The sequence below is a fragment of the Thalassovita autumnalis genome, from assembly GCF_001458255.1.
In the GTDB taxonomy this organism is placed as follows: Bacteria; Pseudomonadota; Alphaproteobacteria; order Rhodobacterales; family Rhodobacteraceae; genus Thalassobius; species Thalassobius autumnalis.
Genome location: NZ_CYSB01000005.1, coordinates 89,583 through 109,124, shown reverse-complemented (window position 1 = coordinate 109,124; position 19,542 = coordinate 89,583). Strand labels below are relative to the sequence as shown.

General features: G+C 61.3%; 19 protein-coding genes and 1 pseudogene. 8 read left to right on the top strand and 12 right to left on the bottom strand.

Going from position 1 to position 19,542, the window contains the following annotated elements:
• Nucleotides 1-65: 65 nt before the first annotated feature.
• The 3 genes from TL5118_RS01530 (at nt 66) to TL5118_RS01520 (ending at nt 2,668) form a co-directional block, all read left to right on the top strand.
• Nucleotides 66-1,562 (top strand): phosphomannomutase/phosphoglucomutase, encoded by a 1,497-nt coding sequence (locus TL5118_RS01530; protein ID WP_058243323.1) that lies wholly within the window; start codon nt 66-68, stop codon nt 1,560-1,562.
• A 10-nt stretch (nt 1,563-1,572) separates the two neighbouring features.
• Entirely contained in the window at nt 1,573-2,142 is a 570-nt protein-coding gene (locus tag TL5118_RS21695) for an NYN domain-containing protein (protein ID WP_082626256.1), read from the top strand.
• A 154-nt stretch (nt 2,143-2,296) separates the two neighbouring features.
• Nucleotides 2,297-2,668: a glycine zipper domain-containing protein gene (locus tag TL5118_RS01520; RefSeq protein ID WP_058243324.1), complete on the top strand. Its 372-nt coding sequence runs from the start codon at nt 2,297-2,299 to the stop codon at nt 2,666-2,668.
• Nucleotides 2,669-2,719: 51 nt separating this feature from the next.
• Here the strand turns inward: TL5118_RS01520 and TL5118_RS01515 are convergent, their stop codons facing one another.
• From TL5118_RS01515 to TL5118_RS01480, 8 genes are all read right to left on the bottom strand, one after another.
• The gene (locus TL5118_RS01515; protein ID WP_058243325.1) at nt 2,720-4,729 is read right to left on the bottom strand and encodes a M3 family metallopeptidase; all 2,010 of its coding nucleotides are present in this window, start codon (nt 4,727-4,729) and stop codon (nt 2,720-2,722) included.
• 117 nt (nt 4,730-4,846) lie between these two features.
• Complete coding sequence (locus tag TL5118_RS01510) at nt 4,847-5,644, bottom strand: amino acid ABC transporter permease (protein ID WP_058243326.1); 798 nt, start codon at nt 5,642-5,644, stop codon at nt 4,847-4,849.
• A gap of 72 nt (nt 5,645-5,716) precedes the next feature.
• On the bottom strand, nt 5,717-6,502 hold the full coding sequence (locus tag TL5118_RS01505) for a transporter substrate-binding domain-containing protein (protein ID WP_058243327.1): 786 nt from the start codon (nt 6,500-6,502) through the stop codon (nt 5,717-5,719).
• A 72-nt stretch (nt 6,503-6,574) separates the two neighbouring features.
• Nucleotides 6,575-7,621 (bottom strand): HesA/MoeB/ThiF family protein, encoded by a 1,047-nt coding sequence (locus tag TL5118_RS01500; RefSeq protein ID WP_058243328.1) that lies wholly within the window; start codon nt 7,619-7,621, stop codon nt 6,575-6,577.
• 40 nt (nt 7,622-7,661) lie between these two features.
• Nucleotides 7,662-8,126 carry a dUTP diphosphatase gene (gene dut / locus TL5118_RS01495; protein ID WP_058243329.1) on the bottom strand — a complete coding sequence of 155 codons (465 nt, stop codon included), beginning with the start codon at nt 8,124-8,126 and terminating at the stop codon, nt 7,662-7,664.
• A gap of 54 nt (nt 8,127-8,180) precedes the next feature.
• The gene (coaBC, locus tag TL5118_RS01490) at nt 8,181-9,377 is read right to left on the bottom strand and encodes a bifunctional phosphopantothenoylcysteine decarboxylase/phosphopantothenate--cysteine ligase CoaBC (protein ID WP_058243330.1); all 1,197 of its coding nucleotides are present in this window, start codon (nt 9,375-9,377) and stop codon (nt 8,181-8,183) included.
• A gap of 81 nt (nt 9,378-9,458) precedes the next feature.
• The gene (locus tag TL5118_RS01485) at nt 9,459-10,256 is read right to left on the bottom strand and encodes a ChaN family lipoprotein (RefSeq protein WP_058243331.1); all 798 of its coding nucleotides are present in this window, start codon (nt 10,254-10,256) and stop codon (nt 9,459-9,461) included.
• A complete protein-coding gene (locus TL5118_RS01480) occupies nt 10,253-11,131 on the bottom strand; it encodes an RNA polymerase factor sigma-32 (protein ID WP_058243332.1) in 879 nt (292 codons plus the stop codon). Before TL5118_RS01480 ends, TL5118_RS01485 begins: the two co-directional genes overlap by 4 nt.
• Nucleotides 11,132-11,241: 110 nt before the next feature.
• On the opposite strand from TL5118_RS01480, the gene cobU reads away from it, so the two are divergent.
• The 4 genes and pseudogenes from cobU to TL5118_RS01460 all read left to right on the top strand — a co-directional run bounded on the left by cobU (nt 11,242) and on the right by TL5118_RS01460 (nt 14,892).
• Complete coding sequence (gene cobU, locus TL5118_RS01475; protein WP_058243333.1) at nt 11,242-11,763, top strand: bifunctional adenosylcobinamide kinase/adenosylcobinamide-phosphate guanylyltransferase; 522 nt, start codon at nt 11,242-11,244, stop codon at nt 11,761-11,763.
• A complete protein-coding gene (locus TL5118_RS01470) occupies nt 11,760-12,332 on the top strand; it encodes a histidine phosphatase family protein (RefSeq protein ID WP_058243334.1) in 573 nt (190 codons plus the stop codon). Before cobU ends, TL5118_RS01470 begins: the two co-directional genes overlap by 4 nt.
• A gap of 146 nt (nt 12,333-12,478) precedes the next feature.
• A pseudogene (locus TL5118_RS01465) lies at nt 12,479-13,303 on the top strand (glutathione S-transferase); the annotation flags it as partial.
• 77 nt (nt 13,304-13,380) lie between these two features.
• Entirely contained in the window at nt 13,381-14,892 is a 1,512-nt protein-coding gene (locus tag TL5118_RS01460) for a YifB family Mg chelatase-like AAA ATPase (RefSeq protein ID WP_058243336.1), read from the top strand.
• Here the strand turns inward: TL5118_RS01460 and TL5118_RS01455 are convergent.
• The 4 genes from TL5118_RS01455 to rsmI all read right to left on the bottom strand — a co-directional run bounded on the left by TL5118_RS01455 (nt 14,889) and on the right by rsmI (nt 18,171).
• On the bottom strand, nt 14,889-15,806 hold the full coding sequence (locus TL5118_RS01455; RefSeq protein ID WP_082626257.1) for an alpha/beta hydrolase: 918 nt from the start codon (nt 15,804-15,806) through the stop codon (nt 14,889-14,891). The two genes, TL5118_RS01460 and TL5118_RS01455, sit on opposite strands and share 4 nt — an antisense overlap.
• Entirely contained in the window at nt 15,803-16,738 is a 936-nt protein-coding gene (gene gshB, locus TL5118_RS01450; protein ID WP_058243338.1) for a glutathione synthase, read from the bottom strand. The genes TL5118_RS01455 and gshB overlap by 4 nt, the downstream gene beginning before the upstream one ends.
• A gap of 92 nt (nt 16,739-16,830) precedes the next feature.
• Nucleotides 16,831-17,298, bottom strand: a complete 468-nt coding sequence (locus tag TL5118_RS01445; RefSeq protein WP_242601699.1) for a YraN family protein — start codon at nt 17,296-17,298, stop codon at nt 16,831-16,833.
• A 12-nt stretch (nt 17,299-17,310) separates the two neighbouring features.
• On the bottom strand, nt 17,311-18,171 hold the full coding sequence (rsmI, locus tag TL5118_RS01440; RefSeq protein ID WP_242601698.1) for a 16S rRNA (cytidine(1402)-2'-O)-methyltransferase: 861 nt from the start codon (nt 18,169-18,171) through the stop codon (nt 17,311-17,313).
• Nucleotides 18,172-18,254: 83 nt separating this feature from the next.
• On the opposite strand from rsmI, the gene TL5118_RS01435 reads away from it, so the two are divergent.
• Complete coding sequence (locus TL5118_RS01435; protein WP_058243339.1) at nt 18,255-19,436, top strand: penicillin-binding protein activator; 1,182 nt, start codon at nt 18,255-18,257, stop codon at nt 19,434-19,436.
• Nucleotides 19,437-19,542: the final 106 nt, after the last annotated feature.

The window sequence follows — 19,542 nt, the reverse complement described above, 5'->3', positions numbered from 1 at the left end:
CCCATCCTCCCGGGGTGGGCGCGCCGAAAAATGCCGGACCAACCCTTTCAAAGTGAGTAATTTCAGTGACCAAACCTCTTGCAGATGTGACACCAAACACTTGGGATTTCCTCAAACTGCCGATGATCAAACCCACCGGCTTTCGCGAATATGACGCCCGCTGGAAATTCCCGGATGAGATCAACCTGCCCGGCATGACCGCCCTGGGTCTGGGCATTGGCACCCAGATGCGCCTGCATGGGCTGGAGCCAGTGATCGCCGTCGGCAATGACTATCGCGACTATTCGTTGTCGATCAAAAACGCCCTAATCGTCGGTCTGATGCAGGCCGGCATCAAGGTGAAGGACATCGGCCCCTGCATCACGCCGATGGCCTATTTCAGCCAGTTCCATCTGGACGCACCCGCCGTGGCGATGGTCACCGCCTCGCACAATCCAAACGGTTGGACCGGTGTCAAAATGGGTTTCCAGCGCCCGCTGACCCATGGCCCCGATGAGATGGGTGAGCTGAAGGATATTGTGTTGAACGGCAAGGGCCAGCCCCATGAAGGCGGCATGTATGAATTCGTCGATGGCGTCTGGGACGCCTATATGGATGACCTCGTTGGGGATTTCAAAATGTCCCGCAAGCTGAAGGTTGTCTGCGCCTCGGGCAATGGCACCGCCGCAGCTTTCGGCCCCGCACTGTTTGAACGGTTGGGTGTGGAAATGGTCGATAGCCACAACCGGCTGGACTACACCTTCCCCAACTACAACCCGAACCCCGAAGCGATGGAAATGCTGCATGACATGTCAGACAGCGTAAAAGCCTCAGGCGCGGATTTTGCGCTTGGCTTTGACGGGGATGGCGACCGCTGCGGAGTTGTCGATGATGAGGGTGAGGAGATCTTTGCCGATAAGGTTGGCGTCATCATGGCCCGCGACCTGGCCAAGCTCTACCCCGGATCGACCTTTGTGGCGGATGTGAAATCCACCGGCCTCTTTGCTTCGGACCCTGAGCTGCAGAAATATGACATCAAGGCCGATTACTGGAAAACCGGCCACAGCCACATGAAACGCCGGGTGCATGCGATTGGCGCGCTGGCGGGTTTTGAAAAGTCGGGCCACTACTTCCTGTCGGGTGACATTGGCCGCGGCTATGACGACGGCATGCGCGTCGCGGTGGAGATCTGCAAACTGATGGACCGCAACCCCGACATGAAAATGTCAGACCTGCGCGAGGCGCTGCCAAAAACCTGGTCCACCCCCACCATGTCGCCCTATTGCGCCGATACCGAGAAATACGGCGTGCTGGACCGGTTGGTGGAAAAACTGGTGGCCAAGGCAGAGGCTGGCGAAACCCTGGCCGGCAAGGCGATCAAAGAGGTAGTGACCGTCAACGGTGCCCGGGTGATCCTGGAAAACGGCTCCTGGGGGTTGGTGCGCGCCTCATCCAACACGCCGAACTTGGTGGTGGTCTGCGAAAGCAGCGAAAGCGAAGCAGAAATGCGCGCCATCTTTGCCGAGATCGACGCGGTGATCAAAACCGAGCCGCTGGTCGGGGAATACGACCAAACGATCTAAGGGTCTCGCGATGCGATCTCTTTGGTTCTCTTTGGGGTTACTCAGCCTCATTGCCGCCTTTGCATTGCCCCTGCTGACATCTGATGCGGGGGCAGTCCATCAGGCTTTTCTGGTCGGATTAGCCATTTGCTGCGCTCTTTTGTGGATCCTTTCCCGGCCACGGCGCCCCAAGCCCGGGAAGCGTCAGGCGATCCTGATTGACGGATCAAACGTCTTGCACTGGCGCGGCGGCGTTGCTGATATCGCAACTGTGGCGGATCTGGTACGCAGCCTGGAGGACACCGGATATCGCCCGGGCGTCGTGTTTGATGCAAACATCGGCTACAAAATCGCTGACCGGTTTCTGAACGACCGCCAGCTTGCCAAGGTTTTGGCCCTGCCCGTGAAACAGATCCTTGTTGCACCCAAAGGCACCCCGGCCGATGCCTATCTGCTGCAAGCAGCGCGCGACATGGACGCCCCGATCATCACCAATGATCGCTTTCGTGACTGGGCCGACGACTTCCCCGAATTGACCCAAGAGGGCCGTTTGATCCAGGGCGGCTATCGGGAGGGTGCGCTTTATCTGAAACAGCCGTAAGCGCTGCGCAGGGCCCCGCCACCCATCCAAAAAATCCGCATAAGCCAGATGCAAACTCGTAAATTCCGCATACGCTGATCAGTCGCTATCTAACCGCTATCGCCCAAACGGGCCCTTCAAAACGAAAAAGCGATTAGAGAAAGCGAACCCTGCCATGCATCTGAAATTTCATCACCATATTCTTGCCCTGTCTGCCCTGATCACCCTGGCCGCCTGCGCCGATCCACTGGATCGTCAGGTGCAGCTGTCAGGTCCCGCCGGGGCTAATTTTGCGGCTGATCAGGCCGCCTGCCGTCAGGTGGCCAAATCCTACACCGATGAACGTGCCCGCCGCGGCACATATGCCGGCGTTGCCGTTGGTGGCTTGGCGGGCGCTGCTGAGGAAGAAGACCTAGAAGGCGCGCTGATTGGCGCCGCGCTTGGCGGTGTCATTGGCCGCGCCGAAGCGGAGGCAGAAATCAACGAAGACCGCCGCGCCGTGATGCTGCGCTGCCTGCAAAACAAAGGCCACCCCGTTGTGGGGTGACCTTCGATCAAATCAACGCTGCATCCCGGGCCCTGCCCCGGGGTGCATCACTTAGCTGAGGCCGCGCCCTTTAAGCAGCGCCTCAACCCCGGGCATCCGGCCCCGGAACGCCACATAAAGCTCTTCGGCCTCTTTCGATCCGCCGGTGGACAGGATGTTGTCCTCCAGCGCCTTGGCCTTCGTCGGATCAAAGGCGCCACCGACCTCTTCAAAGGCGGCGAAAGCATCGGCATCCATCACCTCGGACCACATGTAGCTGTAATAGCCGGACGAATAGCCGTCACCGGCAAAGACATGGGCAAAATGCGGCGTCGCATGGCGCATGGCGATCTGTTTCGGCATGCCTAGCCCGGCCAGAACCTCCGCCTGTTTTGCCATCGGATCCGCGGCAGCCGCGCCGCGGTGGAACGCTAGATCCACCATGGCTGAGGCGACATATTCCACCGTCTGAAAGCCCTGATCAAAGTTGGCCGCGCCCAGCACCTTTTCCAGCATTGCGGCGGGCATGGCCTCGCCGGTTTCGGCGTGGGTGGCAAATTCCTGCAGCACCTCTGGCACCTCAAGCCAGTGTTCATAGAGCTGGCTGGGCAGTTCCACGAAGTCCCGCGCCACCGAGGTGCCGGAAATGCTTTCATAGGTCACATTTGACAGCATCTGGTGCAGCGCATGGCCAAATTCATGGAACAGGGTGCGCGCATCGTCATAAGACAGCAGGGCCGGGTCGCCCTTGGCAAAGTTGCAGACGTTGATCACCACCGGCGCCTGCACCTTCGGGAACTTCGCCTGTGCTCGCATCGCCGAACACCAGGCGCCGGATCGTTTGGAGCCACGGGCGAAATAGTCACCAATAAAAACGGCCACATGTTCGCCGTTCCTCGTCACCTCCCAGGCGCGACAATCCTCATGGTAGAGCGGCACATCCAGCGGTGTGAACTCCAGCCCGAACAGGCGGGTGGCGCAGGCAAAGGAGGCCTCAATCATCCGTTCCAGCTGCAGGTAGGGCTTCAGCTCAGCCTCATCCAGATCATGTTCCGCCTTGCGCCGTTTGGCGGCGTAATAGTGCCAGTCCCAGGCTTCCAGATCACCGTTGATGCCTTCGGCGTGCATCATCTCTTCCAGCACGGTGGCATCTGCCTCGGCGCGGGCCTTAGCCGGCTGCCAGACCGCTTCCAGCAATTCAGCCACCCGATCCGGCGTCTTGGCCATTTCGGTTTCCAGTTTGTAGCTAGCAAAATCGGCATAGCCCAAGAGATGCGCACGTTCTTCGCGCAGGCTCAGGATCTCAGCCGCGATGGCGCGGTTGTCATTGTCATTGCCGTTGGCCCCACGCGCGGTAAAGGCCTGATAGGCCTTCTGGCGCAGATCGCGGCGGGTGGAGAATTGCAAAAACGGGGTGATGATCGATCGTCCCGTGGTCACCACTGGCCCGTCCGCGCCCTTTTCAACGCCCGCTGCGCGCATCGCCTCGACGGCGAAATCGGGCAACCCGTCCAGATCGTCTTCGGTCAGTTCCATAAACCAATCGCGCTCATCCGCCAGCAGGTTCTGGGTGAACTGGGTGCCCAGCACCGCCAATCGGCCCTTGATTTCGCCCATGCGGGCATCGGCTGCGCCTTCCAGCGCGGCGCCGGCGCGCACGAAACCACGGTGGCTCAGCATCAGGACGCGTGCCTGTTCCGGGCTGAGGCCCAGATCATCGCGCCGCGCCCACAGATCAGCCAGACGGGTAAACAGCGCCTTGTTTGAGGAAATCGCAGCAAAATGCGCCGCCATTTTGGGCGAGAAGTCGCGCTGCAACGCCTCTCGCGCCGGGTTGCTGTCGGCACCTGCGACGGTGAAAAACACCGAAAGCACCTTGTTCAGCGCCTCACCCGCGGCCTCCAGCGCTTCGACGGTGTTGGCAAAGGTCGGTGTGTCCGTGTTTTCGGCGATGGCTGCAATTTCAGCGTTATGCGCGTCCAGCGCTGCCTCAAACGCGGGGGCAAAATCCTCATCACGGATGGTGTCAAACGGGGCAAGTTCAAAGGGGGTGTCCCATTGGGACATCAGCGGATTGGTCATAACGATCTCCTTTGAGGGAAAGCTATGCCCGCGCATTGGGATCGTCCAGAGGAGGGGCGCAAAAAGGATGTGATCAGGGGCGCAAACCGGACCACAGCGCGCCCCAGTAGAAGGCCGTCACCCCACGTCCTTGCGCCGCAGATGCCGCTCAAACCGTCTGAGCAGCAGCGACAGGCCAATCGTCATGGTCAGATAGATCAGCGCCACCACGTTATAGGTCTCAAAATAGCGGAAGTTGCTGGCGGCGGTGACCTTGCCCAGCTGGGTCACATCCAGAACCCCCAGCACTGACACCAGTGAGGAATCCTTAACCAAGGCCACGAAATCATTGCCCAACGGCGGCAGGATCGTGCGGATCGCTTGTGGGAAAATCACCAGCCGGAACCGATGCCAGCGGCTGAGGCCCAAGGCCTGCGCCGCCTCAATCTGGCCGGTATCAACAGATTGCAGACCCGCGCGGAACACCTCGGAAATAAAGGCGCTATAGGCAATCATTAGGGCAAGGATGGCACGCCACAGCAATGGGAAATGCCGGGTGCGGATCGGATCAAGGCCAATCATCTCCCCCAGATAATTGTAAAGGGCGACCAGCGCCGGGGCGAGGGCGAAGGCCACATAAAGCAGCAGCACAATGATCGGCACGCCGCGCACCACTTCGACGTAGAACCGGCAGAGCTGACGCACCACCAGATAGCGTGACCCAGACCCCACCGCCAGGAGCAGCCCCAGACCCGAAGCCAAGACAAAGCTGACCAAAGTGACAAAAACTGTCAGTTTGACACCTTTGCTGAGGGTCGAAAGGATCTGCACATAGAGGTCATCCGTGACCACTTGCCAGCCCAGATACAGCCCAATGGCCACCACGGCGACCAGCCACCAGGGGAAGTCTTCTTTGTTCTCGCGGACCGGGCCCATCTTGCCTGCCTTTCAGAAAAATCCCCGACACGCAGGTTGCGGCCGGGGATCTGTCATCAACTTTATTCGATCTTACTGACCCAGTTTATATTCCAGGAACCACTTGGTGTTCAGCGCGTCCAGCGATCCATCCGCCTCCATCGAAGCGATCGCGGCATTGATCGGGGCAACCAGATCCGAGCCTTTGGGGAAGATGAAACCAAAGTCTTCGGTGCCCAGCGGATCGCCGATGATCTTCAGACGGCCGTCAGATGCCGCCACATAGCCGTTGGCCGCGGTGCTGTCGGACAGGGCCAGATCCACATCGCCCACGCGCAGGGCCTGAATGGCCGCGCCGAAGGTTTCAAACAGGGTGATGCGCGGGTTGGCCTCATCGCCATCCAGAATATCATAGACGGTGACGTAGAACGGCGTGGTGCCCGGTTGCGCGCCGGCCAGCAGATCGGCGTTGGCGGCAAAGCTTTTGGCATCGTCAAACCGGGTTTCATCGCCCGCAACAATCATCCGCATCTGCGAGGTCATGTATTTGTCCGAAAAGTCGACCTTTTCCTTGCGGTCTTCGCGGATGGTGATGCCGGTCATGCCCAGATCGAACTGACCTTCGGAGACCGCGGGAATCATCGCGTCCCAGCTGATGTTTTCGTAAACAACGGTGATGTTGATGCGCTTGGCAATCTCTGCCATCGCGTCATATTCCCAGCCGATCGCCTCGCCGGTTTTGGGATCAACAAACTGCAGCGGCGGATAGGCGTTTTCGGTCACAACAACCACTTCCTTGCCGCCCAGATCCGGCAGGTCCGCCGCCATAGCGGTGGAGGTCAGGCCCAATGCGGCCACCATCGACAGAACAAATTTCATGCTTAAACCCTCTCTGTTCACGCCGAAGGCTTTCCGGCTTATGGCACTGTTTTAGCGGATCGCGGCAGTTGCTCAACCATCCGTTTTGCCACAAATCGGGCAATCAGCGCGCGGTTTTACCGTGAATTTACGGGTTTCCCCCCAAAGCGCGTCGTAAATCATCATCTCACCGCGCAGCACCGCGCCCGCGCGGGTGATCAGTTTCATCGCCTCAACCGCCATCATCGTGCCAATGACCCCAGGCAGCGGCGCGATCACCCCGGCTTCGGCACAGCTGGGGGCCAGCCCGGCAGCAGGCGCTTCGGGGAAGATACATTGATAGCAGGGTCCCCCCTTTTTGGGATGAAAGACGCTGATCTGCCCTTCCCATTGCGACAGCGCGCCGGAAATCAGCGGCTTGCCCTGGTCTACGCAAATCCGGTTGGCCAGATAGCGGGTGTCAAAGTTATCCGTGCCGTCCAGCACGATGTCATACTCCGCAATCAAATCCGCGGCTGTCTCCGCCTCCAACCGCCGTTTGTAGGGGCGCACCTCCACGAAGGGGTTTTGCGCCTTCATGGCCTTTTCAGCGGAAAACACCTTGGGCAGGCCGATGTCTGCATCGCGGTGGATCACCTGACGCTGCAGGTTGGAATTGTCCACCTCATCATCATCAATCACCCCAATGGTGCCCACACCCGCTGCCGCCAGATAAAGCAGCGCTGGGGAGCCAAGACCACCTGCACCAATGACCAGAACCTTGGCGTTTTTCAACCGCTTCTGACCGGTGCCGCCCACCTCACGCATGACGATATGGCGGGCGTAGCGGTTCAGTTCTGTCTCAGAAAACGTTGGTTTCGGCGCGCTGTCTTCCACCTCATCCGGCTGGGCACGCTGGCGCAGCCAGCCAAGGCCCATCCGGTAAAGCCAGACCAAAACACCGGCCCCCGCCAGCATCAGCCAGAGCGCAACCGATCCACCCGTGGCCTCCCGCAGGGGATGACCCTCAGGCAGCGTCAGCTGGGCCAGCACCACGGCGAGCCATAGCAGGAAGGTCAAGGACCAGCGCATGCCTTTGGGCAGGCCGATCAGCTGTCCGACGCCCCAGATCATCCCAACAAATGCAAATACCAGCAGCATTGACCGCCTTTACCTTTCTGCCCCGCTTATTGACGCCCGTTTACTGACGCCCTGTGGAGCCAAAGCCCCCCGCGCCGCGCGCCGTGTACTCTAGATCTTCGGCCACGGAAAAGGCCGCCATTACCACAGGGGCCACCACCATCTGCGCGATCCGGTCACCGTGATTGATCTGGAACGCCTCCTGACCGGCGTTCATCACAATGACGCCCAATGGGCCGCGATAATCGCTGTCAATGGTTCCGGGGCTGTTGGGCAGGGTGATGCCGTGTTTCAGCGCCAGACCCGAACGGGGGCGCAGCTGCACCTCATAGCCTTCGGGGATCGCCATCCGCAGCCCCGTCGGCACCAGCGCGCGGGCGCCGGGCGCCAGTTCGATACCGCTGTCGCGCAGATCCGCGCCAAAATTCGCCCGCAGATCTGCGCCCGCGGCGCCCGCGGTGGCATAGCCCGGCAGGCCAAGGGATTGATCCGCCTCGGGCAGCCAGCTCAGCACAATTTCAACCATGGTCACGTACTCTTTCAATGTTCCCAAAATACTCTCGCCGAAGGCCGCTGCGCCTCAGCGCAGCACCGCCTCAGCAATGCGGTTGGCCAGTTTCACCGCCACCGCATCTTTGCCCATACGGGGCCAGTTTTCCGCGCCATCCTCGGAAATCAGGGTCACGGCATTTTCGCTGCCGCCCATGATGCCGGTTTCCGGGCTGACGTCATTGGCCACGATCCAGTCACAGCCTTTGCGCTGGCGTTTGGCCGTGGCATTGGCGATCACATCGTCGGTTTCCGCGGCAAAACCCACCACCAGACCGGGGCGGCCCTGATCCAGCTGGCTGATCGTTGCCAGAATGTCGGGGTTCTCGGCAAATTCCAAAACCGGCAGTTTGCCGTTCTGTTTCTTGATTTTTGAACCTGAAGCCGAGGCCACGCGCCAATCCGCAACGGCGGCAGCGAAAACACCCGCATCCACCGGCAACGCCGCCTCAACTGCCGTTAACATATCCTTGGCGCTTTCCACCTGGCGCAGCACCACCCCCTCCGGCGGGGGCACGTCTGCGGGCCCGGTGACAAAGACCACCTCTGCCCCCAGCGCCACCAAGGCCTTGGCAATTGCCGTGCCCTGCGCCCCGGAAGAACGGTTGGCGATATAGCGCACCGGATCAATCGGTTCATGGGTCGGGCCCGAGGTGACAAGGATCCGTTTGCCTTTGAGGGGACCGTCAGTCAGCGCCGCCTCAATCCCGGCCAGAATCTCCATCGGTTCAACCATGCGGCCCGGACCATATTCGCCGCAGGCCATATCGCCCTCATTCGGGCCCAGAACAGTGATGCCATCACCTTGCAACAGCGCCAGATTGCGCTGGGTCGCCGGGTGATCCCACATCCGCACGTTCATCGCAGGCGCAATCATCACCGGGGTGTCGGTGGCCAGCAGCAGGGTCGAGGCCAGATCATTGGCCTGACCTTGCGCCATTTTCGCCATCAGATCGGCGGTCGCCGGGGCCACCACCACCAGATCCGCCACACGCGACAGCTGGATATGGCCCATCTCGGCCTCATCGGTCAGATCGAACAGATCCGTGTAGACCTTTTCTCCCGCCAGCGAGCCGATGGTCAGCGGGGTGACAAATTCCTGTGCAGCCTTGGTCAGAACCGGCGTCACCGAGGCCCCGCGTTCGCGCAGGCGGCGGATCAGTTCGGGCAGTTTAAAGGCCGCGATCCCGCCCCCGATAATCAACAAAATGCGCTTGCCGTTCAGCATGTTCACCCCCGCAGTAACCTGTGGCGGACAGTAGGGCGCTGCGCAGCCAAGGACAAGGGCGCGCGCGGGTCGGGGCGGCGCTTAGCGGAAGGCATCGCAGGGATCCCCCCGGTCAACGCCGGGGCTGTCGATGATCAGATCAAAGCCACCGTCGGGCGTTTGCCCATCCTCAGATTGCCCCAACGCGATGACCGTGATCTCAGCGTCCAGCTGGCGGATCAGGGCGGTTGCCCCCCAATCGCTGCGGGCATGGCCATTGCCGGTGATCACCGCAACCGGCCCGCCCGTTTCCAAGAGGGCCTGCATCGCAGCACGCGCCAGATAGGCATCCCGCAGGCGTTGCAGCGCCACCATTGGGGTCAGGCTTTCCCGTGGGATCGCCTCACAATGGGCCTGAAACTGCAATGTCAGACGCGCCTGCATCTGATCGGCCGGCAAATCCTTGGTCAGACCGTAGGCCTCAGAATAGGCGCCGAAACTGTCGGAGATACCGTTGGAATAGGCGGCTCTGGCCTCCGCCCGGGGCAAGCCGGCGCCATAGAGCTGCGCCATGGGGGCCGCGGCAAACACAGGCGCGTAGATCTGGAAATCGGGCCAGCCACTGTCAGCCCAGCCCAGCGCCCCGGCCAATGCGGCCAAATCCTGACGATCAACCCCCTCTGCTGCGGCGACCTGCGCCGGTGTCAGCATTTCAAAAACCAGCGCCGCGGGTTGCATCAACGTGACGATGCGGGCCTGCTGAAGGTGATGGTCGGGATTGTCATGCACCTCGCCCAGCAGGGCGATGTCAGCGGCAGTGAACAAAGCATCCGCCACCTCATCTGCATGAAGCGGCGGTGCAACGAAAGTGGCCAGAACGGCAGCAATCAACATCCTCATAAGAGGAGATCTTGCACCTCTTCGCTTTCGGCTTCCAGCTGTTTCCGCATCTTCTTCAGCGCTGCGGCCTCCAGCTGACGCACCCGTTCTTTCGACAGGCCCAACTCAATCCCGAGGGATTCAAGCGTGCGCACAGGTTCGCGCAGTTTCCGTTCCCGGATGATGAACTGTTCGCGTTCATTGAGGCGCGACACCGCATCGGTCAGCCAGCTGCGCAATGCCTTGCGATCATGCTGATCCGCAACGATCTCAGCCGCCTGTGAACGGTCATCTTCCAGCGTATCAATCCATTCCCGCCCCTCATCTTCGGAGCTTTGCGTGGCGTTGAGGGAGAAGTCGCTGCCAGAAAGCCGCCCCTCCATCATCTCCACATCATGGATCGGAACCCCAATCTCCATCGAGATGGCCTGACGCATCTGATGCCGGTCCAGCTCTTCACCGCGGGAAAACGCTTCCCGCTCCAGCCGGGCCTGAACCCGACGCATGTTGAAAAACAGCGACTTCTGAGACGAGGTCGAGCCGGTGCGCACCATAGACCAGTTGCGCATGACGTAGTCCTGAATGGATGCTTTGATCCACCAGACCGCATAGGTTGAAAAGCGAACGCCGCGATCTGGATCAAATTTGTCCGCGGCTTTCATCAGCCCTAACCCAGCCTCCTGGATCAGGTCATTCATCGGTGCGCCATATCGTTTAAATTTGGCCGCCATCGAAATGGCGAGGCGCATGTAGGCAGTAATTAATCGGTGCAGGGCCGCTTCATCGCGATGATCGCGCCATGCGTATGCCAATTGTCTTTCCGTTTCCGCATCCAGCAATTCAGCCTTCATGGCTGTGCGGGACAGCGAGAGGTCCTTGGGTGAATCAAGTGCCATGATATTCCCCCATGTTTGTGACGCGTGAAATAATCTTGCGTCTTGTTATCTTAGCCGCATGAATGCTACGCACCGCAAGGTGTACTGGATCACAATAAGGTGTGAAAAACATGCTGCAGAAGCTGACACTGGTCCTTGGCGGGGCCTCCTCCGGCAAGTCTGCATTCGCCGAAAACATCGTGATTCAAAGTGGTTACACCCGCATCTACCTGGCCACATCGCAGGCCTGGGATGATGAAATGAAAGAGAAAATTCAAAGACATATTCAACAGCGTGGCGAAGGCTGGAAAACCGTTGAGGCGCCTTTGGACCTCACTGAGGTGCTAGCCGCTGTGAAGAAGAAAGAGGTCGTGCTGCTGGATTGCGCCACCATGTGGCTGACCAATCATCTGCTGGCGGACCACGATCTGAAGGCCGAAAGCAAACGGCTGCTGAAAGCACTGAAAGACTGCAAAGGCCATGTGGTTGTGGTCAGCAATGAGGTCGGTCTTTCGGTGGTTCCGGAAAATGCGCTGGCGCGCCGGTTCCGTGATGCGCAAGGCACGTTGAACCAACAGTTGGCCGCCCGCGCCGATACCGTGGTTGCGGTGATGGCGGGCCTGCCGCTGGCGCTGAAGGGGACCTTGCCATGAGCCGCTTCTTCTGGGTACGCCACGGGCCAACCCATGCCAAAACCATGGTCGGCTGGTCGGATCTGCCTGCCGATCTGTCTGATACCGCACAGGTTGATCGGCTGGCCGGGCATCTACCGGAAAACGCTTTGGTGATCTCTTCCGATCTCAGCCGGGCGCGGGCCACTGCAGACGCCATTCAGGGCCAGCGTGACCGTTTGGCCCATGATATGGATCTGCGGGAAATCCATTTCGGCGACTGGGAGCTGAAACGTTTTGATGAGATTGAGGATGAGGCGCTGATCCGCAATTTCTGGGACAATCCCGGCGATGTGCGCCCGCCCAACGGCGAAAGCTGGCATGAGGTCAGCGCCCGTGTCGACCGCGCCGTCGCCCGTGTGATGGCGGCCCACCCCGGCCGGGACATCATCGCAGTGGCGCATTTCGGGGTGATCCTGACCCAGGTTCAGCAGGCCTTGCAGACCGGCGCTTATGAGGCCTTTGCCCATCGGATCGAAAACCTTTCGGTCACTGAACTGCATTGGCAGGGTGGACGCTGGCACGCCAAGGGCATCAATCACCTTCCGTGATGCAGTTACCGCACAGATTTTCGTTTCACAGACAGGGTGTTGCCGCCTAGCTTGCCACCAGAACAACGCGGACAGGCACGGAGGCCCCCATGAGCTACGAACTCTTCATCGGTGATCGCACCTTTTCCAGCTGATCGCTACGCGGCTGGCTGATGCTGGAGAAGTTTGACCTGCCGTTTCAGACCACCACGCTGAGTCTTTATGACGGCAGCTTCCGCAGCGCGCTGGCCCCTTTGGCGCCCGCGCGTCTGGTGCCGGTTGTGCGCTGTGCAGACGGAACGGTGATAGGCGAAACCCTGGCGATTGCTGAGGAGCTGAATCAGCGCCACCCCGAGGCGCAGATGTGGCCCGCCGACCCTGCCGCCCGCACCTTTGCCCGCTGGATCTCGGCCGAGATGCACGCCGGGTTCATGGCGCTGCGCAGTGAATGCCCGATGCAGCTGATCCATCAATATCAGGATTTCCCGGTCAACGATGCCGTCGCCGCTGATCTGGCCCGGGTTGAGGATCTGTGGACCCGGGCGCGCCAACAGTTTGGCGCCGAAGGCCCCTGGCTCTTTGGGCGCTACTCACTGGCGGATGCGTTTTACGCGCCGGTTGCGGCCCGGATCGCAGGCCACGGCTTACCGGTAGGCCAGATCGCTGCGGACTATGTGGCAACCACGCTGGCCGATCCCAGTTTCCGCCGCTGGCGCGCCCTGGGTCTGACCCGCAGCTATGATCCTGTGCCTTACGCAAACGATCATGCCACCACGGTTTGGCCCGGGCCCGCGCGCCTGCCTGCGGTGGCGGTCGACGGCAAAACACCGGTCAACGCCGCCTGCCCCTATTCGGGCCGCCCCTCCACCCATTGTCTGGAACTGGACGGCGTGGTCTACGGGTTCTGCAACGCCACCTGCCGCGACAAAACCGTTGCGGATGCCGAGGCCTGGCCGAAGTTCACCGCTCTGCGGGCCGAACATGGGGCTTGAAGCCCCCGTTCCGCTCAATCGTTAACGCTTCGGTAAGCACTGCGCGGTTAACGTTCCCCTAACCAAGGGGGAAAGCTATGGTTGCGCGGGCCTATACCGTTGCTTTTGAAGGCGTATCTGCCCGGCGGGTTGAGGTGCAATGTGCCCTGTCGCCCGGCTTGCCTGCGTTTTCCATCGTGGGCCTGCCGGATAAATCCGTCTCAGAGGCGCGGGACCGGGTGCGCGCCGCGCTCAGCGCTTTGGCCATCGCGCTGCCGTCGAAACGGATCACGATCAACCTCTCCCCCGCCGATCTGCCGAAAGAGGGCAGCCATTTTGATCTGCCCATCGCCATGGCGCTGCTGGCCGCGTTGGAGATCATTCCGCCGGATGCGGCAGAGGCAATCACCGCCTTGGGCGAACTGTCCCTTGATGGCGCATTGATCCCGGTGATCGGTGCCCTGCCCGCCGCCATGGCCGCCGCGGAGGAGGACCGCGCGCTGCTCTGCCCTGCTGCCTCGGGGGCGGAGGCTGCCTGGGTCGGGGCCTGCCAGGTCATTGCCGCACCAGCACTTTCTGACGTGGTGCGCCATTTCACCGGCCAGTCCCCGCTGCCCCCTGCCGAACCCGGGGAGGTCACAGGCACATCCGGCGGCCGTTGCCTGCGCGATGTCAAAGGTCAGGAACGGGCGAAACGGGCGCTGGAAATCGCTGCCGCTGGACGCCATCACCTGTTGATGAGCGGCCCGCCGGGGTCCGGCAAATCGATGCTGGCGGCGCGACTGCCCGGCATCTTGCCGCCCCTCAGCGCAGCGGAGGCATTGCAAACCTCCATGATCCATTCGCTTGCAGGCCTTTTGGACGAGGGCGGCATTTCACGCAGCCGCCCGTTCCGTGAACCGCATCACACCGCCTCGATGGCGGCGATTGTGGGCGGTGGGCGCAGCGCCAAACCGGGGGAGATTTCGCTGGCCCATAATGGCGTGCTGTTCCTTGACGAATTGCCTGAGTTCAACAGGTCCGTTCTGGAAACCCTGCGCCAACCCATTGAAACCGGGGAGGTTATGATCAGCCGCGCCAATGCCCATGTGACCTACCCTTGCCGGTTCATGCTGGTGGCCGCGGCCAATCCCTGCCGTTGCGGCCACCTGACCGATCCGGCCCGCGCCTGCAATCGCGCCCCTAACTGTGGCGAGGATTACATGGGCCGGATCTCAGGTCCGTTGCTGGATAGATTTGACCTGCGCCTTGAGGTGCCGCCGGTCAGTTTCACCGATCTGGACCTGCCCGCCACGGGTGACAGCTCGGCGCAGGTGTGCAGCCGCGTCGCCAAAGCCCGGGCGCGACAGGCCGCGCGGCATGGTGCCGAAGATGGTTTTGCCAATTCCGATCTTGAAGGCGGCGCGCTGAGCGAGGTGGCGACGCCTGATTCTGAGGGGCAGGCCCTGCTGGGGCAGGTGGCGGAACGGTTTGGCCTAACGGCGCGGGGCTATCACCGGGTCCTGCGGGTGGCGCGCACCATTGCCGATCTGGATCTCAGCGACACAGTGCGCCGCCCCCATGTGGCTGAGGCGATCAGCTACCGGCTGATGCAGCCGCAGTCGGGTTAGGTGAAGCGCTGCAGGAAGCGGGCGACGTCGCGCAGGGCGGCACGTGCCTCTGGAAACCAACCATCAAAGATCTGCCAGACATGCGGGGCGTCCTGCCAGATCTGCAGGATGACCTCCGCACCTGCGTCGTGCAGCTTATCGGCCATCCGACGGGCATCATCATAGAGGATCTCAGCGTCCGAGACCTGGATCAGCACCGGTGGGCAATCCGGAAAATTGGCATATAAAGGTGAGGCGCGCGGATCGTCGGGCGCCAGATCTCCCAGGATCATCTGCGCCAGATAGGGCCCGCGGTCACCGGGAAAAAAGTGATCCCGCCGCCCGTTGCCCTGCACGGAGGCCCCCGTGAAGGCAAGATCACAAAAGGGCGAAAGCGCAAAAGCGGCCGCCGGGGGCTGACTGTTTTGACACAGCTCCGCCAACAGCGCCAGGGCCAGACCGCCGCCGGCACTGTCACCGCCAAGGATGATCTGATCGGGCCGATAGCCCCTCTGCAGAAGATGGGCATGGGCGGCCCTGGCGTCCTGCAGCGCGGCGGGCAACGGATGTTCAGGCGCCAGACGATAGTCCGGTACAAAGGCCCGCAGACCGGTCATGCGGGATATCCGGGCCACCATGGCCTGATGGGTTTTCGGGCTGCCGGCGATATAGCCGCCGCCGTGCAGATAAAGCAGCACCTGATCCGACATGACCGGCCCCGCCCCGACCCAGAGTGCATCGCGGACCGCGTGCAGATCTGATCCGGGGGCGGGAAACTGGCAGGGAATGGCGTGCATGTGCGGCACCGGTCGGAACCAGCGCCGCGCCGCACGTTCGAAATGGTGCCGCATTTTCTGCGGATCCGTGGCGCGCCGCATCATCGGGCGCACCGTGAGGCGCATCATCGCGCCCATAAGGCGGAGCGTTAGGCTCACGCCCGCTTGGCCTCAATCGCCTCCCAGATTTTCTGGGCGGTATTGGTGCCGTCAAACCGCTCCAGCTCCTGAATGCCGGTGGGGGAGGTGACGTTGATCTCCGTCAAGTAGTCGCCGATGACATCGATGCCGACAAAAACCTGACCTTTTTCCCGCAACAGCGGGCCGATCCGCTCACAGATTTCACGGTCACGGTCGCTGAGCGCGATTTTCTCAGGCCGGCCGCCCACATGCATGTTGGAGCGGGTTTCGCCAGCCTGCGGCACCCGGTTGATGGCACCCACCGGCTCGCCGTCCACCAGAATGACCCGTTTGTCGCCTTTGGAGACATCCGGCAGGAACTTCTGCACGATCAGCGGTTCGCGGCTGAACCCGGTGAACAGCTCATGCAGCGAGGTCAGGTTGCGGTCACTTTCGGTCAGACGGAAGACACCAGCGCCGCCATTGCCGTAAAGCGGTTTCAAGATGATGTCGCCGTGTTTGTCTTTGAACTCCCGAATGGTCTGCAGATCGCGCGCGATGGTGGTCGGCGGGGTCAGGTCAGGGAAATCAAGCACCAGCAGTTTTTCCGGGTAGTTACGCACCCAGAACGGATCATTGACCACCAGCGTGTCCGGATGGATCCGGTCCAGCAAATGGGTGGTGGTGATGTAGAACATGTCAAACGGCGGGTCCTGACGCAGCCAGACCACATCAAAACTTGCCAGATCCACCTCTTGCTCAGGGCCGGTGGCATAGTGGTCCCCTTCGACCTTTTGCACAGTCAGCGGCCAACCGCGGGCGACGATGCGCCCCTCCTGATAGGAAAGGCGATCGGGCGTGTAATAAAACAGCTCATGCCCACGCGCCTGCGCCTCAAGCGCGATGCGGAAGGTGCTGTCTGCATTGATGTCGATGGGACCGATCGGATCCATCTGAAAGGCGATTTTCATGTCTGCCACCTGTTCTGGCCAAGGGAGGTATCGACAGAATACATGACCCAAGCCCGCCAGAGTGGCAAATCAGAAATCAACAATCGCACGTATCAGTGATCACTTAAGTGGTCCCAGCCGCCCCCGGCGAAGGCATTTTCCAGCACCTCAATCTGGCCCTGCGTGTCAACCATGGCCACGTCAAACCGCATATTGGTCAACAGGCCCGCCCCACATTGACCCAGAAATTCCTCAGCCGCGCGCATGATCCGTTGGGCCTGACGGGGGCTAACCCGCGCCAGGGCGTGACCGAAAGAACGTGATTTCTTAACCTCGACAAAAACGAACCCATCGCGATCCGGTGGCCGCAGGATCAGGTCAATTTCCCCCGCCTTGCCACGCCAGCGCGCGGCCTCAAGGTGATAGCCGCGGGTCAGGTAGTGGGTCACCACCTGATCTTCGGCGGCGAGCCCGGCCAGATAGGCCAATTGGCCACGGTGGTGTTTGTGTAGCCCGCGATGCCGCTGCCGCGCGGGCGGCGCGGCCAAAGGCATATCCAGATCAAAGCACAGCTGGGTCAATCCGCCCCCGTTTCAGCCCTGATCCAGCGCCAGCGCCATCTGATAGATTTTCCGGCGTTTCACACCGGTTTTTGCTGCCAGTTCATCCGAGGCATCGCGCACAGACATGGTTTCCAGCAGCAGTTTCAGCTCTGCTTCTATATCAACTTCACTAACATTTGGTGAACGCGGCCGGTCGATCAGCACCACAATTTCCCCCTTCAGGGAACGATCCGCACAGATGTCTGCGAGGTCCTGCAATGGGGCGCGAATGACCTCTTCGAATTTCTTGGTCAACTCGCGGCACACCGCCGCGTCGCGCGCGCCTCCCATGACATCGGCGGCATCTTTCAGCATGGCCGCCACCCGCTTGGGGCTTTCGTAAAACGCCAGTGTGGCGGGGATCGCTGAAAGCTCCTCCAGCATCTTGCGGCGGGCGCCTTTGGCGTTGGGCAGGAAGCCTGCAAACATAAACCGGTCGGTGGGCAGGCCGGCGAGTGTCAGCGCCGTCACCACAGCAGAGGGACCGGGGGCGGAGATCACGTCATAGCCTTCGTCCCGTGCAGCGCGCGCCAGATCAAAACCGGGATCGGCCACCATCGGCGTTCCCGCCTCAGAGGCATAGGCCAGCGATTTGCCCTCTGCCAAGAGCCCCATCAGCCGTGGCCGCATCTGGGCGCCGTTGTGATCGTGATAGGACAGCACCACCCGTTCCCCCAAGGGGACGCCGTGGATCTCCATCAGTTTGCGCAGGCTGCGGGTGTCTTCGGCCACCAGCACATCCGCGCTGGCCAGAACATCCAAGGCACGCAGCGTGATATCGCGGGCAGTTCCAATGGGTGTGGCCAGCAGGTAGACACCGGCCGCCAGTTTTTTCGGTTGCAGATTCAGCACTGGACCCGCCCCTTCCTGTGTTTATTATCGGCGCAAAGACCATTCTGCGCATTTTCGCCGGTCCCGAAGGAGCCATTTATCCAATGTTCGCCGTTTTCAGCAGCGCCCGCAAGACTGCCCGTCGGGCAATTGTCCCGCTTTTCTCCGCCCTTTCACTGACCGCTTTGGCCGCTTGTGTGCCAGCCACCAGCGGCGGCCCCTCTATCAACACCTCCAAACCCGTGCCCGTGGCCCTGCTGGTGCCCGGTGGCAGCGAAAACGCTGGCGATGTCATCCTGGCGCAAAGCCTTGAAAACGCAGCCCGTTTGGCAATCACCGATCTGGACGGCGTGAACATTGACCTGCGCGTCTACAACACAGCCGGCAACGCGGATCAAGCCGCCAGTCAGGCTGTGGCCGCGGTACAGGATGGCGCCAAAATCATCCTTGGCCCGGTCTATTCTGCCTCAGCCAATGCGGCGGCGGTGGCGGTGGCCCCGCGCGGCGTGAACGTTCTGTCGTTTTCCAACAACACCTCGGTTGCCGGTGGTAACCTGTTTATCCTTGGCCCGACCTTCCAGAACACCGCGAACCGGCTGATCGCCCATGCGGCATCGCAGGGCAAAGGCAATGTAGTGATTGCCCATGATGCCTCGGTTGCGGGGACCCTGGGGCGCGATGCGATCTCAGGCGCAATCAGCCGCACAGCCGGTGCCTCGCTGGCTGAGGCCGTGCCTTATGAGCGCTCACAGCAAGGTGTTATTCAGGCGATCCCCACCATCCGCTCGGCCGTTTCAAGAGGCGCGAGCTCCGTCTTCCTGACCGCCAGCTCCGAAGGTGCGCTGCCGCTTCTGAGCCAGCTGCTGGATGAATCCGGTGTGGACCCGGCTGAGACCCAGTATATCGGCCTGACCCGTTGGGACGTGCCGCCGCAGACGCTTGAGCTGCCCGGCGTGCAGGGTGGCTGGTTTGCCAAGCCGGATCCGGCGCTGACGCAACAGTTCAGCAGCCGTTACAGCGCCGCCTTTGGTGCCACGCCACACCCGATCGGTGGTCTGGCCTATGACGGCATTGCCGCGATCGGTGCTTTGGTCAACGCCGGCAACCGTGACGCGCTGACCGCCAGCGCGCTGACACAGGGTGCTGGCTTCCAGGGGGTCAACGGGATCTTCCGTCTGCGCCCGGATGGCACCAATGAACGGGGTCTGGCCATTGCCCAGATCCAGGACAAGAAAGTGGTTATCATCAGCCCGGCGCCCCGCAGTTTCGGCGGCACCGGTTTCTGAACCAACATTCGGGGGGCCCAGCGCCCCCCGTTTCTGTTGCCCAACCACCGATGCCCCCTTCCGCGACCCTGCCGTGCTGACCCGGATCTATGCAGCCGCCCTGTTC

Excerpts from the sequence above, each read along its gene's own strand:
- dut (WP_058243329.1), bottom strand. The coding sequence starts at position 8,126 with ATGGTTGAAATTGTGCTGAGCTGGCTGCCCGAGGCGGATCAATCCCTT.
- TL5118_RS01500 (WP_058243328.1), bottom strand. The coding sequence starts at position 7,621 with ATGCTGCTGGTATTTGCATTTGTTGGGATGATCTGGGGCGTCGGACAG.
- TL5118_RS01485 (WP_058243331.1), bottom strand. The coding sequence starts at position 10,256 with ATGAGGATGTTGATTGCTGCCGTTCTGGCCACTTTCGTTGCACCGCCG.
- TL5118_RS01520 (WP_058243324.1), top strand. The coding sequence starts at position 2,297 with ATGCATCTGAAATTTCATCACCATATTCTTGCCCTGTCTGCCCTGATC.
- coaBC (WP_058243330.1), bottom strand. The coding sequence starts at position 9,377 with ATGCTGAACGGCAAGCGCATTTTGTTGATTATCGGGGGCGGGATCGCG.
- cobU (WP_058243333.1), top strand. The coding sequence starts at position 11,242 with ATGCTGCAGAAGCTGACACTGGTCCTTGGCGGGGCCTCCTCCGGCAAG.
- gshB (WP_058243338.1), bottom strand. The coding sequence starts at position 16,738 with ATGAAAATCGCCTTTCAGATGGATCCGATCGGTCCCATCGACATCAAT.
- TL5118_RS01435 (WP_058243339.1), top strand. The coding sequence starts at position 18,255 with ATGTTCGCCGTTTTCAGCAGCGCCCGCAAGACTGCCCGTCGGGCAATT.
- TL5118_RS01480 (WP_058243332.1), bottom strand. The coding sequence starts at position 11,131 with ATGGCACTTGATTCACCCAAGGACCTCTCGCTGTCCCGCACAGCCATG.
- TL5118_RS01510 (WP_058243326.1), bottom strand. The coding sequence starts at position 5,644 with ATGGGCCCGGTCCGCGAGAACAAAGAAGACTTCCCCTGGTGGCTGGTC.
- TL5118_RS01460 (WP_058243336.1), top strand. The coding sequence starts at position 13,381 with ATGGTTGCGCGGGCCTATACCGTTGCTTTTGAAGGCGTATCTGCCCGG.
- TL5118_RS01505 (WP_058243327.1), bottom strand. The coding sequence starts at position 6,502 with ATGAAATTTGTTCTGTCGATGGTGGCCGCATTGGGCCTGACCTCCACC.
- TL5118_RS01470 (WP_058243334.1), top strand. The coding sequence starts at position 11,760 with ATGAGCCGCTTCTTCTGGGTACGCCACGGGCCAACCCATGCCAAAACC.
- TL5118_RS21695 (WP_082626256.1), top strand. The coding sequence starts at position 1,573 with ATGCGATCTCTTTGGTTCTCTTTGGGGTTACTCAGCCTCATTGCCGCC.
- TL5118_RS01515 (WP_058243325.1), bottom strand. The coding sequence starts at position 4,729 with ATGACCAATCCGCTGATGTCCCAATGGGACACCCCCTTTGAACTTGCC.